The 12,721-nt window shown below is 59.2% G+C and carries 14 protein-coding genes; 7 read left to right on the top strand and 7 right to left on the bottom strand.

Annotated elements, in window-relative coordinates:
* Positions 1-158: 158 nt before the first annotated feature.
* A complete protein-coding gene (gene mrdA / locus ALP40_RS18670) occupies positions 159-2,048 on the bottom strand; it encodes a penicillin-binding protein 2 (RefSeq protein WP_122209672.1) in 1,890 nt (629 codons plus the stop codon).
* A gap of 135 nt (positions 2,049-2,183) precedes the next feature.
* Positions 2,184-2,624: a helix-turn-helix domain-containing protein gene (locus ALP40_RS18665; protein ID WP_122209671.1), complete on the bottom strand. Its 441-nt coding sequence runs from the start codon at positions 2,622-2,624 to the stop codon at positions 2,184-2,186.
* An 87-nt stretch (positions 2,625-2,711) separates the two neighbouring features.
* Between ALP40_RS18665 and ALP40_RS18660 the strand changes: the two genes are divergently transcribed.
* From ALP40_RS18660 to ALP40_RS18650, 3 genes are all read left to right on the top strand, one after another.
* A complete protein-coding gene (locus ALP40_RS18660) occupies positions 2,712-3,569 on the top strand; it encodes an SDR family oxidoreductase (RefSeq protein ID WP_122209670.1) in 858 nt (285 codons plus the stop codon).
* A gap of 97 nt (positions 3,570-3,666) precedes the next feature.
* A complete protein-coding gene (locus ALP40_RS18655; RefSeq protein WP_122209669.1) occupies positions 3,667-3,975 on the top strand; it encodes an RcnB family protein in 309 nt (102 codons plus the stop codon).
* Between the two features lie 119 nt (positions 3,976-4,094).
* Complete coding sequence (locus tag ALP40_RS18650) at positions 4,095-4,919, top strand: AraC family transcriptional regulator (RefSeq protein WP_122209668.1); 825 nt, start codon at positions 4,095-4,097, stop codon at positions 4,917-4,919.
* A 10-nt stretch (positions 4,920-4,929) separates the two neighbouring features.
* Here the strand turns inward: ALP40_RS18650 and ALP40_RS18645 are convergent, their stop codons facing one another.
* Positions 4,930-5,514, bottom strand: a complete 585-nt coding sequence (locus tag ALP40_RS18645) for a LysE family translocator (protein WP_181115647.1) — start codon at positions 5,512-5,514, stop codon at positions 4,930-4,932.
* A 205-nt stretch (positions 5,515-5,719) separates the two neighbouring features.
* On the opposite strand from ALP40_RS18645, the gene ALP40_RS18640 reads away from it, so the two are divergent.
* The 3 genes from ALP40_RS18640 to ALP40_RS18630 all read left to right on the top strand — a co-directional run bounded on the left by ALP40_RS18640 (position 5,720) and on the right by ALP40_RS18630 (position 6,816).
* Positions 5,720-6,214, top strand: coding sequence for a DUF3828 domain-containing protein (locus ALP40_RS18640; protein ID WP_122209667.1), 495 nt, complete (start codon positions 5,720-5,722; stop codon positions 6,212-6,214).
* A gap of 63 nt (positions 6,215-6,277) precedes the next feature.
* Entirely contained in the window at positions 6,278-6,493 is a 216-nt protein-coding gene (locus tag ALP40_RS18635; RefSeq protein ID WP_122209666.1) for a hypothetical protein, read from the top strand.
* A gap of 122 nt (positions 6,494-6,615) precedes the next feature.
* Positions 6,616-6,816, top strand: a complete 201-nt coding sequence (locus tag ALP40_RS18630; RefSeq protein WP_122209665.1) for a hypothetical protein — start codon at positions 6,616-6,618, stop codon at positions 6,814-6,816.
* Here ALP40_RS18630 and ALP40_RS18625 read toward each other — a convergent pair.
* Positions 6,813-8,270, bottom strand: a complete 1,458-nt coding sequence (locus ALP40_RS18625) for an MFS transporter (protein ID WP_122209664.1) — start codon at positions 8,268-8,270, stop codon at positions 6,813-6,815. The genes ALP40_RS18630 and ALP40_RS18625 overlap by 4 nt on opposite strands.
* Positions 8,271-8,333: 63 nt before the next feature.
* Positions 8,334-9,641, bottom strand: coding sequence for an Nramp family divalent metal transporter (locus tag ALP40_RS18620; protein ID WP_183136068.1), 1,308 nt, complete (start codon positions 9,639-9,641; stop codon positions 8,334-8,336).
* Positions 9,642-9,958: 317 nt separating this feature from the next.
* On the opposite strand from ALP40_RS18620, the gene ALP40_RS18615 reads away from it, so the two are divergent.
* A complete protein-coding gene (locus tag ALP40_RS18615) occupies positions 9,959-11,377 on the top strand; it encodes an MFS transporter (RefSeq protein WP_122209662.1) in 1,419 nt (472 codons plus the stop codon).
* Positions 11,378-11,408: 31 nt separating this feature from the next.
* Here the strand turns inward: ALP40_RS18615 and ALP40_RS18610 are convergent, their stop codons facing one another.
* Both ALP40_RS18610 and norR read right to left on the bottom strand, forming a co-directional pair.
* Positions 11,409-11,633 (bottom strand): DUF6555 family protein, encoded by a 225-nt coding sequence (locus tag ALP40_RS18610; protein ID WP_122209661.1) that lies wholly within the window; start codon positions 11,631-11,633, stop codon positions 11,409-11,411.
* A gap of 113 nt (positions 11,634-11,746) precedes the next feature.
* Positions 11,747-12,721, bottom strand: a 975-nt coding sequence (gene norR, locus ALP40_RS18605) for a nitric oxide reductase transcriptional regulator NorR (RefSeq protein ID WP_122209660.1), incomplete at its 5' end; no start/stop codon positions are given.

The following is a 12,721-nucleotide window of genomic DNA, read 5'->3' as shown; positions in this document are numbered from 1 at the left end:
GTTCCGGGAAACTGCAGGGTGTTCAGATTGGAAAACCGGAGATAGATGAAGCCGAGCGCAAGGTTCACTCGATCCGCAGTCTGTGCCTTTTGTGGCGCAGAGCGTCACGGGATGCATGCCCACGCGGAGCGGTGGGCATGATCAGTGTGGAGGCACGATCAGGCGTGCGGGTTGCCCGTTGCCTTGGTCGGCGTGGCGTATTGCGGTTTGAGCTTGCCGTCGTTGTCCAGCAGCCACGCGTCGAGGATTTCGCGCACCACAGGCCCCGCTACGCGACCGCCCGCTTCGCCGTTCTCGATGGTCACCGAGACGACGATCTTCGGATGCTCTGCCGGAGCGAAGCCGACGAACAGGGCATTGTCCCGGTTGCGCTCCAGTGTTTTCAGGCGGTTGTAACGCTCGCCCTGCTTGATCGCGACGACCTGCGCCGTACCGCTCTTGCCCGCGATGCGGTATTGCGCGCCTTTGGCCGCATCCCGCGCAATGCCACGCGGGTCGTGCATGACCATCTGCATGCCTTCGTTGACCTGCTCCCACTCACGCGGGTCGTGCAGCACGATGTTGGGCATCGGGTGTTCGTCCACCGGCGCCACATGGCCCACGTCCATCGCCAGGTGCGGGCGGTGCCAGACGCCTTTACTGGCGATCAGCGAGGTAGCCTGCGCCAGTTGCAGCGGCGTCACTTGCATGTAGCCCTGGCCGATACCGAGAATGACCGTTTCGCCGGGGAACCAGGCCTGACGCCGCGTGGCGCGTTTCCATTCTCGGGACGGCATCAGGCCCGCGGACTCTTCAAACATGTCCAGCGAGACTTTCTGACCGATGCCGAACATGGTCATGTAGTCGTGCAAACGGTCGATGCCCAGCTTGTGCGCCAACGTATAGAAGTAGGTGTCGTTGGACCGCATGATTGCCGTGTCCATGTCCACCCAGCCGTCGCCGCTGTGGTTCCAGTTCCGGTACTTGTGGTCGAAGTCCGGCAATTGGAAATAACCGGGGTCGAACACCTTGGTCGAGGCATTGACCACGCCACTGTCCAGCCCGGCAATCGCCACTTCCGGCTTGACCGTCGAGCCCGGCGCGTAAAGCCCGCGCAGCACGCGGTTGAACAGCGGCCGGTCGATGGAATCGCGCAGCGCGGCGTATTGCTTGAAGCTGATACCGGTCACGAACAGGTTGGGGTCGAAGCTGGGCTTGCTCACCATTGCCAGCACCTCGCCTGTTTCCGGGTCCAGCGCCACTACCGATCCGCGACGATCACCCAGCGCCTTCTCGGCAGCCTCTTGCAGATGTACGTCCAGGCTCAGGGTGATGTTCTTGCCGGGCACCGGGTCGGTGTGTTTGAGCACCCGTAGCACACGGCCCTGCGCATTGGTTTCGACTTCTTCGTAGCCCACATGCCCGTGCAGCTCGGACTCGTAGAACCGCTCGATGCCGGTCTTGCCGATCGATTGCGTGCCGCGATACTCGTTGTCCAGTTGCGAGGCTTCTTTCTCGTTGATGCGCCCGACGTAGCCGATGGAGTGGGCAAAGTGGTCGCCCAGCGGGTAGTGACGCACAAACTGCGCCGCCACATCGACCCCTGGCAACAGGTACTGATTGACTGCCAGCACGGCAATCTGCTCTTCGGTCAACTCGTACAACAGTGTCGCGGGTTCAAAAGGATGGCGAACCTGCTTGAGTTCCTTATCGAACAGAATGCGGTCTTCATCGGGCAAGGCCAGCAGAGTCATCAGCTCATCAATGACCTTGTGCCAGTCACCGGCGCGCTCGCGGGTCAGGGTCAGGTTGAAGCTGGGGCGGTTGTCGGCCAGGACCTCGCCGTTGCGGTCGAAGATAAGGCCGCGCTCGGGCGGGATCGGCAACACGTGAACCCGGTTGTTTTCAGAAATGGTCGAGTGATAGTCGAATTCGGTGACCTGCAGGAAGTACATTCGCGCGATCAGGCAGCCCGCCAGCACGGCGACCAGAATGGCACAGGCGATCAGGCGCTGGTTGACAAGCCGCGTCTCTTTTTCGTGGTCTTTAAGGGGGATCGGTTCGGGCATTTCTACAGCTTCTCGATGAAAGTGACGATACAGCCAACATGTAAATAAATATTTCGGCGCGCACCATACCAAGAACTCGCGATTGCAGGGGGCCCGAGCCGACAATCGCTCAATGAAAAATCTGTCAGCAAACGGTCAGGCAGACTCCGCTTGAGCCTCGTCACGAGCCTGCTCCGACGTTGCGCGCGCCTGCATGATCCGTGGCAGATTCGTTTCGACCCAGACGGCCAGCGTTTCGACCTGCAGCGCCACCTCTTCTCCCATTGACGTCAGCCGGTACTCGACGTGTGGCGGCACCACGGGCAACGCCTTGCGATGCACGAACCCGTCGTGCTCCAACTGTTGCAGCGTCTGCGAGAGCATTTTCTCGCTGACGCCGCCGATCTTGCGCCGCACTTCGCTGAACCGATGCATGCCGCCGCGCAATACGATCAGCACCAGCACACCCCAGCGGCCGCACACATGGTTAAGGATGATTCGGGAAGGACACTCACTGGCGAGGACATGCCCCTGACGAATAGTGGCCAGCATGGACTCGCCGGCACTGGGCGCTGCTGAGGCGTCTGACTTGATCATGGCACTTACCTTTTTGTACGTACTTACGAAAGGTAAGCACAACGCCTATGCTCGGCTTTCTTTCACACCAATACAAGGATCCTCTGCATGATCGTCGTCACTGCTGCCAGCGGCCAGTTGGGTCGTCTCGTCATTCAACAACTGCTCGAAACCGTCCCCGCGACAGAAATCGTTGCAGCGGTGCGCAGCCCGGAAAAGGCCGCCGACCTCGCGGCGCTGGGCGTGCATGTTCGCAAGGGCGATTATTCGCAACCCGCCACCCTGGACAGCGCGTTCGCCGGTGCCGATAAAGTGCTGCTGATCTCATCGAACGAAATAGGCCAGCGCTATCCCCAGCACCGTGCCGTGATCGATGCAGCCAAACGGGCCTGCGTCAAACTGCTTGCTTACACCAGCATTTTGCGTGCGGACAGCTCGCAGCTCGGGCTTGCCGACGAACACGTCGAAACCGAAGCCTACCTGCGCGCCAGCGGCGTGCCGTTCGCCTTGCTGCGCAATGGCTGGTACACCGAGAACTACGCCGCCTCCATCCCGGGCGCGCTGGCCCATGATGCGTTCATCGGCAGCGCGGACCAAGGGCGCATCAGTTCGGCCGGGCGCATCGATTACGCTCAGGCGGCAGTGGCCGTACTGACCTCCGGGGAGGATCAGTCAGGCCGTGTTTACGAACTGGCAGGTGATGAGTCATACACGTTGCCCGATTTCGCGAATGAACTGTCCAGGCAGAGCGGCAAGCCCATTCCTTACGTGAATCTTCCGCAAGCCGACTTTGAAGCAGCGCTGGTGACGGCAGGTCTGCCCGCTGTCTACGCCGATCTGCTTGCCGACTCGGACGCCGCAGCCGCCAAGGGCGCACTGTTCGATGATACGCGCCAGTTGAGCCGCCTTATTGGCCGCCCGACTACACCACTGTCCGTAACCATCGCCGAAGCCCTGAAAAGCTGACGCGGGAAAACCTGATCGAATGATTTTCACCGGTGAAGGTCCCAGTCTTTACGAGGCATAAAGCCATCGCATTACGACAAAGACTGGGAGTCTTTACATGAAAAGCAAATCGTTGATCGCCTGCATGACCTTGCTCGGCTGCTTCTCGGTCGCCACCTTGCCCGTTCACGCAGCAGAGGCGCCGGAGCCCAAGGTCGCGGAATCCAAGGACAACACCCATGAGCTGGAAATGGGCTCACGCGTGCCTGAGAAATATCGCCGCAGCGACTCCAGCATTAAAGACTGGAAAGCCAAGGGTCTGGAAGAGCCTGCCAAGGAAAGTGAGTGGGTGCAGATCAATGACAAGTACGTGCGATTCCAGAAGGTCAATGGACAGATCGTAGACATCGTACCGATCAAGAAATAACCGCATGTGCGGGAGCGCTGCACCGCTCGCTCCCGCTTCATCGGGCTCGTTGGCCATCTTCGAGCGCAATACGCTACCCTTCTGACGCTGACAACTGCACCGGCCGAAGGGACACCGCCATGACCACCCCTCCTGACGCTCCATACAACGCCATGCCGTTTTTCTGGCGAGATGACCGTTTGCCGTTCATCGAAGCGCGTTCGGTGCAGGATGGCCGCCAGGTGTGTTACGCACGTCACTCCCACGAGGTCTTTTCCATCGGTGCCATCACCGGCGGGCAAAGCACCTACCTGCACGAAAAGACAGCTCAACCCGTGATGGCAGGCACCGTGGTGCTGATGAATCCGGGCGATGTACATGCCTGCAACCCGATTCAGGATCAGCCTTGGTCGTATCGGATGCTGTATGTGGACAGCGCGTGGCTGGGCGCAATCCAGGGCGAAGCCGCAGGCGCTGCTTTCCAACGCCTGACGCCGACCCACAGCCGCGATCCCGCTTTGTTCGAGGCACTGACGGCGCTGTATCGCACGTTGGTGGATACGCAAACCGACACCTTGCAGAAACACTGTGCAGCGGTGTCGTTTTTCGCACTCATGCACTCAACGCTGGGTGGTCAGTCCACAGTCCCTGATAAACCGTCGCCCCGCGTGAATCGCGCAGCCGAGTACATCAACGAGCACTTCACCCAGGCGATCAAACTGTCCGACATCTGCGAAGCGGCGAATCTGTCGGCGTCCTACCTGATCCGCTCTTTCGAGCAGCGCTACCACATGACGCCTCACGCCTACCTGCTCAACCGTCGTATTCAACAGGCCCGCGTGCAACTGCGCGAGGGGCGACAGATCGCCGATGTCGCGCAGGACACCGGCTTTGCCGATCAGGCGCATTTCCAGCGCGAGTTCAAGAAGCACGTCGCGGCAACGCCGGGGCAATACCGATTCTGAAACCACGGTTTCATACAATCAGATACAGCGCGCACCCCGCCAGCATCAAAGCCATCAGTCGGTTGAACATCCGAATGCCGCTGGCGCTGCGCAGGTGATGGCTCAAAAAGCTGCCTGCATACGCCCAACAGCCTAACGAGGCATAGCAGACGACGAAATAGATGGCTGCGAACTGGCCGATCAGCAGCGCCTCGCCGTTGGCAACGAACACGCCCATACCGGCTATCGAGGCCAGCCAGGCCTTGGGGTTGAGCCACTGCATGATCGCGCCATTGAGCATCGACGAAGGTCGTGCCTGCTGGGCAACACTCAACTGCCCGTCGTCCAGCGCCAGCCGCAGCGCCATATACAACAGAAATGCCACGCCCGCCCACTGAATCACCCGGGTCATGAACGGCCATTGGCGCAGGGTTTCATGCAGGCCGAAACCGATCAGCACCAGCAACAGTGTGAAGCCCAGTGTTGCCCCCAACACATGGCGCATGCCCGGCCTGAAGCCAAAACGCGCGCTGGTGCTCAACGCCACGATGTTCACAGGTCCCGGCGTGATGGAAGACGCCAGTGCAAAGGCTGCCATTGACATGAAAAGACTCATGAAACACTCCTTGAAACGATCGAAAAAGACCGGCTCAAGGTAAGTAGGCAGGCACACAGGTGTATTGAAGGAAATTACCCTTTCATGCGCCAGCGGCGATGAAGCCGTCGGCAAGGGCTTAAAACAATTGCTTTTTAGACGGGTTGGACTACAAATGCGGTGTCATCAAGATGCAATCATCCCTATCAGACTGCGAGCCTGCTACATGTCCCGACCTCTTGCGATCGCTATTGCCTGCCTGCTCTCTTCCACCGCTCAGGCCGCCTGCCCTGCCGCGACACCGGCCGACACGGCGAAATGGATTTATGAAAAACATCAGGACTTCTACATCAACGGCAAAGGCTCGGCGGACTACCTGTCGAAACCGATGCTGAGCCTGCTTAAAAGAGACTGGACATGCCAGGGTCCGGGCTCAGATCAATGCGCCATCACTGCCAACCCCTGGACCGACGCGCAGGACGGCGACGTGCAGAAGCCCATCGACTGGAAGCAGGTGTCCAGCGAAGACAAGCAGGCGGTGGTCGAGATGACTTACCTGCTGGGTTACAGGGACGCTCCGCAACAAGCGCCTGCGACTCAGACCTCACGCTTGCGGCTGGTCAAAAACCCCAACGGCTGCTGGGCGCTGGACGACCTGCAAGGGCCGCAGGAAGTCGCCTTGACGCAGACGTTGCAAGACTTCCCTTATGAAGGGGACTGATGGGTCTTGAAACCCGGGGTCATTGTCTGTATCACAGACGGCTGATTATCGAGAGCGAGCAACATGGATACCTTTGAACAGTCGATTATTGAAGCGGCGCAGGATGCCACGCCCAATAACACTGCTGCAGAACGCGAAGCCGCCAGGGCTGCTGCCACTCAGGCAGTGGCCGAAATCATGTCCAGTATGAGCGGGCTGAAACGCACCCTGGCGCTGGCAGAGCTGCTGGATTCGTACAGTGAGCACGACGCGGAACAGGACGATGAGGACGACGAGTAAGAGGTGCCCTTTTATTTTCGGGCAGGCCTCAAGCAAATCGCGATCAACGCCGATACACAATCAGCGGGTTTATGAACCCTCTTTAAGCAGTGCGCTCGGATGCGCCCAACAGGACAGCATTCGTGCACATCGAGCATCTAAAAGACATTCAGGCTTATGTTCAGCGTACGGCTGACGACCTCGAGCGCGTATCGCGCAACATGTCCGGGCATCTGGCGTACCTGCAAAACAACGCCCGGTCGTGCGAGGCCCTTGCGGTCAGCGAGCAGATTCAAGGCCTGACAGCGTCAGTGGTAGGCCTGCGCGGCGTTTTCAGCAGCTAGGCATCCTGCGCCTGCGACAACGGCCGTGCCACCTCCTCCAGCGATTTGCGTTCTGCCGCCGCGCCCCAGATCGACTGTACGAACGCCGCCAGCAGCATCAACCCCGCCCCGATCAGGTAACCGATCAGCACGTTGCTGCGGTCATGTGTTTCGATCAGCTCGCCAAACAGCGTCGGGCCGATAATCCCGCCCAACCCCGTACCGAATGCATAAAACACGGCAATGGCCAGTGCGCGGATCTCCAGCGGAAAGGTTTCGGCTACGGTCAGGTAGGCGGAACTGGCAGCGGCCGAGGCGAAGAAGAAAATCACCATCCAGGCAATCGCCTGCTGGGTGACGCCTAGCAGGCCTTGCTGGAACAGGTAGCCACTGATCGCCAACAGAACCCCGGACACGCCGTACGTCAGGCTGATCATGACGCGTCGACCCACGACGTCGAACAACCGGCCAAGCAACAACGGCCCACAGAAATTACCCAGTGCCAAAGGCAGCACATACCAGCCCACGCGCTCGGAAGGTACGTCGTAGAAATCGGTCAGCACCAGCGCGTAAGTGAAAAAGATCGCGTTATAGAAAAACGCCTGGGCGGTTAGCAGCGTGAGCCCCACCAGCGAGCGTTGGCGGAAAGACACGAACAACGTGTGAAAGATCTCGCCCAAGGGGGTGTGGTCGCGTGCGTGCAATCGTAAGGGTTTGCCTTCGACGGGAGGCAACACGTGCCCTTGGCGTTGCATGTCGGTTTCGATCTGCTCGACGATCTTGCGGGCCTCTTCCGAACGCCCGTGGATCATCAACCAGCGCGGGCTTTCCGGCAGCCACAGGCGCATCAGCAAAATAAACAGGCCCAACACCGCACCGATGCCAAAACACAGACGCCAGCCCAGTTCAGCGCCCACCCATTGGGGATCCAGCAAGACGATGGAGCCAACAGCCCCCAGGGCGGCACCCAGCCAGAAGGTGCCGTTGATGGTCAGGTCCACCCAGCCACGATACCGCGCCGGCGTGAACTCCTGAATGGTCGAATTGATGGCCGTGTATTCGCCGCCGATGCCCATGCCGGTCAGAAACCGGAACAGCATGAAACTCCAGACGTTGAACGAGAACGCCGTGGCAAACGTCGCACTGATGTACAGCGCCAGGGTAATGAAGAACAGTTTTCGCCGTCCGAGGCGATCCGTGAGCCAGCCAAAGAACAATGCGCCCAACACCGCACCGGCGATGTACACCGCACCGGCAAGACCAATCTGGCTGTTGCTCAAATTCAGGGCCGGGCTGGCTTTCAGGGCACCGGCCACTGAACCTGCCAACGTCACTTCAAGGCCATCGAGCAGCCAGGTGATCCCCAGCGCTATCACCAAAAAGGTGTGAAACCGCCCCCACGGCAACCGATCCAGTCGAGCGGGCAAGTCGGTTTCGAATACCTTGCCCTTTTCCAGCGTCTGGTTCGTTGTCATGTCGGGAATCCTTTACGGCAGACCGGAATGTCAGGATTGAGAGCCGTCAGTGTCTTCCTAAGTTCAGCGGATCCAGAACCACAATAGCGTGACGTTGGCAGCGGAGATCAGGCCAAACAGACTCCAGGCCGCGATTTGCACCCGTCGGCTGTTGACGAATGGCCCCATTAAACCTTTGTCACTTGTGAAGCGAATCAGTGGCCACAGCGCGAATGGCAATTGCAGGCTCAAGACCACCTGACTGAGCACCAGCATCTGACCGACTGAACTGTCGCCCAGCCAGACCACGCCAATGAGCGCCGGAATCAATGCCAGCGCCCGGGTGATCAGGCGTCGTTGCCAGCACGGAATCTTCGCTTGCAAAAAGCCCTCGAGCACCACTTGCCCGGCGATGGTGCCGGTGAAGGTCGAACTCTGCCCGGCAGCCAGCAAGGCAATGCCGAACAGCACACTGGCGATGGCACCGCCCACCAGCGGATCGAGCAGGTGGTACGCGTCCTGAATCTCCACGACCTCCGTATGACCGGTCTTGTGAAACGCCGCAGCGGCGAGTATCAGGATCGACGCGTTGATCAGCAGGGCAAGGCTCAACGAGCCGATGGTGTCCAGCCGTGCGAAACGAATGGCGGTCGCCTTGCTCGCCTGATCTGAACCATTGACCCGCGTCTGCACAATCGAAGAGTGCAGGTACAGGTTATGCGGCATCACCGTGGCGCCCAGAATACCGATGGCGATGTACAGAGGCTCCTGGCTGCTCAGCACATCCCAGCTCGGTTTGAGGCCAGCGGCAACATCCGGCCAGAACGGTTTGATCAGAATCAGTTCGACGGCAAAGCACGCGGCGATGGTTGCGATCAGCCCCAGCACGATGGCTTCGAGACGCCGAAAATTGGCCCCCTGCAAAGCCAGCACGATCAGGGTGTCAAAGGCTGTAAGGGCGACGCCGGTGGTGATCGACACGCCCAACAGCAGATGAAACGCCAGCGCCGCGCCCAGGACTTCGGCCAGGTCGGTGGCGATGATCGACAGCTCGGCCAACAGCCACTGCCCTTTCGCAACATTGCGGCTGTAGCGGGCGGCCGACAACTGAGCCAGATCGCGGCCAGTGGCGATACCCAGCCGCGAACACAGGTTCTGCAACACCATGCCCGACAGGCTGGCCAACACCACCACGAACAGCAGTGAATAGCCGAAGCGCGACCCCGCTTCGATGGCGGTCGCCCAGTTGCCGGGATCCATGTAGCCGATCGACACCAATAAACCGGGTCCGATGAACAGCATCAGTTTGCGCAGCAGCGGCGCATTGGCCGGGATGGCAACGCTGTCACTGGTAGCGGAGGGGCAGAAAGGCGCAGTCGCAGTGGTGGGCAATTTGTATGTCACGGGAACCCGAAAGCTGGAAAACGAAGGAGGCTATCCTAAGGTTTGGCCTGGGGTTTGGCGACATATCTTGATACATCAGAGGTCGAAAACAGCCTTTCATATGCTACTGATCATGCATTTGAAGGTTAAAAGCGTTGAGTGGCCTGTTTAAAAAAATCGTCATGCAGTCTTCATATTTAACCAATTAATCTTTTTTATGAGCAATAAATCACTCATTAACCGTCTTAAATAGCCTTATTTAGCAAGTATTGCAGAATGTAAAACGCGTACGATGGCGTTCTCCCATACTGTCGGACAGTCTGCCAATGGCCTCCTCTACTTCAACCACTGATCCCAACGTCGATCCGCATCGCGCCGCGCTTATCTCGGCGCGGATGGATCGGCTGCCCGCCGTCGCGACGATCTGGAAACTGGTCGCGCTGCTGTCGATGGGGGGCTTCTTTGAACTCTATGATTTGTTCCAGACTGCCTACATCAGCCCAGGGCTGCTCAAGGACGGCATTTTCGCGACGGGCGCCCAAGGGCTTTTCGGCTTTTCCGATCAGGCTGCGTTTGCCTCGGCAACGTTCCTCGGTCTGTTCTTCGGTGCCAGTCTCGTCAGCCCGCTGGCTGATCGCTTCGGACGGCGCGCCATCTTCACCTGCGCACTGATCTGGTACACCCTGTTCACCGTGTTGATGGGGCTGCAAATCTCGGCAATGGGCGTCATCGGCATGCGGTTTCTGGTCGGTATCGGCCTGGGCGTGGAACTGGTGACGATTGACACCTATCTGTCGGAGCTGGTCCCCAAGCGCATGCGCACCTCAGCCTTCGCGTTTGCCTTCGCGATTCAGTTTCTGGCGGTGCCCAGTGTGGCGCTGATGTCGTGGTGGTTGGTACCGCAGGCACCGTTTGGCTACTCGGGCTGGCGCTGGGTGGTGATCAGCAGTGCGGTGTTCGCAGTGTTCGTCTGGTGGCTGCGTTCGGCATTGCCCGAGTCGCCACGCTGGCTGGCACAGCAGCAACGGTTCGAAGAAGCCGAGCGTATTGTGGAAAACATCGAAGCACGCTGCCTGAAGGACCACCAGAAGCCGCTGGATGAGCCCGAGCCACAGAACGTGAAGGTCGAGGGCGAAGGCCGCTTCGCCGACATGTGGCAACCACCTTATCGCCGCCGCGCCTTGATGCTGATTGCGTTCCACATCTTTCAGGCCATCGGCTTTTTTGGCTTCGGCAACTGGCTGCCCGCGCTGTTGTCGGGCCAAGGCGTGAGCGTGACCCACAGCCTGAGCTACGCCTTCGTAATCACGCTGGCGTATCCGCTGGGTCCGCTGTTGTTCGTCAAGTTTGCCAATCGGTTCGAAAACAAATGGCAGATCGTAGGTTCAGCCATGGGGTCGATGATCTTTGGCACGCTGTTCGCCTTTCAGACCAGCGCCATCGGCCTGATCGTCTGCGGCGTCATGATCACGTTCTGTAATGCCTGGTTAAGCTTTGCTTACCATTCATACCAAGGGGAGCTGTTCCCGACCAATATTCGCGCGCGCGCAGTCGGGTTCTGCTATTCGTTCAGCCGTCTGTCGACGGTGTTCAGCAGCTTGCTGATCGGCATTTTTCTCGAGCATTTCGGGACGCCCGGCGTGCTGGCGTTCATCGTCAGCAGCATGCTGATCGTGATCGTTACCATCAGCAGCTTCGGGCCGCGCACCCGTAATCTGGCGCTGGAAAATATTGCTCACCGCTAGCCGGCCAGACTAAAGCGGACAACGAGTGGGATCAGGCCTGAGCCCACTCCACGTCCGTCACACCGAAATGTTCGGCGTACGGCTTGGATACCCGAGGCACCTTTTCCAGCCGGTATTTGGGGATGCGTGCAAGACCTGCGTCGACACTTGCGTAATGCCAGGCCTCGACGTTATCCATACGTTCCGTTCGTATGTAGAAACTCTTGAAAGAGCCGTTCAATAGGTAATCAATGCGATAGTGCTTAGGCAGTGCCATTGAAAGCCTGATCCTTTTTCAGTGGTGGCTTGAGTGATAGGTGACCCAAGTCATTATGAAAAAATTCACTCTTTTTTTAATATCGGCGACCAACGAACAGTGTCAGGGATATATCAACGAATCCCCAGGCGTTTAGAAAGACGGTTTAAATTGGCGCGATCCACCGATAACTCGCGGGCGACTTCGGTCCATCTTCCCTGATGCCGTTGAAGCGAATCGGCAATCAATTCGCGTTGATAGGCATCCACCGCCGCCTTGAGCCCTTGCCCGTGAATCGGCGATGAAACAGCCGGTGCGAGCGCCGATGAGTCCATTCTTTCGACAGGCCCGTCAAGCCCCAGCGCTTGAGGTTCGATGGTCAGAATGCGCGGCCGTTGCGCGTGAACCGAAAGGGCTTTGAGGACGGCACGGCTGATCAGGTGTTCCAGCTCTCTGACATTGCCCGGCCAACGGTGCGCCAGCAGCAACCGCTGCGCCTCTGGGTTCAGGCGCAAGCCGCGCAAGCCCATGCGCAGCCGGTTTTCCTCCAGAAAATATCCGGCCAGCAACAACACGTCGCGGCCGCGCTCGCGCAAGGCAGGCACCTGCAGCGGGTAGACACTCAGCCGGTGATACAGATCGGCGCGAAACCTGCCGCTGCGGACCTCTTCAGCCAGGTTGCGATTGGTGGCTGCGATGATGCGCACGTCCACCCGATGCTCCTGGTCGGAGCCGACGCGCTGCAATTGGCCGCTTTGCAGCACTCGCAACAGTTTGGATTGCACGGCAAGGGGCAGCTCGCCCACTTCGTCTAGGAACAGTGTGCCGCCGTCGGCCAGTTCGAACTTGCCGCTGCGGCCATTCACTGCGCCGGAGAACGCGCCCCTGACGTGGCCGAACAGCTCGCTTTCCACCAGTGTCTCCGGCAGTGCTGCGCAATTGAGACTGATCAGCGGTTTGTACGCCCTGGGTGAATGCAGGTGAATGGCTTCGGCGACCAGCTCTTTGCCAACCCCGGTTTCACCCGTGACCAGCACGGTCAGCGGGCTGTTGCCGACCAACTGGATCTCGTGACGCAACCGCTCCAGCACAGCGCTCTGGCCCTGTCT

This window comes from Pseudomonas viridiflava (assembly GCF_003702045.1).
GTDB lineage: Bacteria > Pseudomonadota > Gammaproteobacteria > Pseudomonadales > Pseudomonadaceae > Aquipseudomonas > Aquipseudomonas viridiflava_C.
Note: the sequence above shows the minus strand (reverse complement) of the source record. Positions and strands in the feature narration are given on the sequence as shown.

Coding starts and splice junctions, on each gene's coding strand:
- ALP40_RS18650 (WP_122209668.1), top strand. CDS start 4,095: ATGACCACCCCTCCTGACGCTCCATACAACGCCATGCCGTTTTTCTGG.
- ALP40_RS18610 (WP_122209661.1), bottom strand. CDS start 11,633: ATGGCACTGCCTAAGCACTATCGCATTGATTACCTATTGAACGGCTCT.
- ALP40_RS18655 (WP_122209669.1), top strand. CDS start 3,667: ATGAAAAGCAAATCGTTGATCGCCTGCATGACCTTGCTCGGCTGCTTC.
- ALP40_RS18665 (WP_122209671.1), bottom strand. CDS start 2,624: ATGATCAAGTCAGACGCCTCAGCAGCGCCCAGTGCCGGCGAGTCCATG.
- ALP40_RS18615 (WP_122209662.1), top strand. CDS start 9,959: ATGGCCTCCTCTACTTCAACCACTGATCCCAACGTCGATCCGCATCGC.
- ALP40_RS18635 (WP_122209666.1), top strand. CDS start 6,278: ATGGATACCTTTGAACAGTCGATTATTGAAGCGGCGCAGGATGCCACG.
- mrdA (WP_122209672.1), bottom strand. CDS start 2,048: ATGCCCGAACCGATCCCCCTTAAAGACCACGAAAAAGAGACGCGGCTT.
- ALP40_RS18660 (WP_122209670.1), top strand. CDS start 2,712: ATGATCGTCGTCACTGCTGCCAGCGGCCAGTTGGGTCGTCTCGTCATT.
- ALP40_RS18640 (WP_122209667.1), top strand. CDS start 5,720: ATGTCCCGACCTCTTGCGATCGCTATTGCCTGCCTGCTCTCTTCCACC.
- ALP40_RS18645 (WP_181115647.1), bottom strand. CDS start 5,514: ATGAGTCTTTTCATGTCAATGGCAGCCTTTGCACTGGCGTCTTCCATC.
- ALP40_RS18625 (WP_122209664.1), bottom strand. CDS start 8,270: ATGACAACGAACCAGACGCTGGAAAAGGGCAAGGTATTCGAAACCGAC.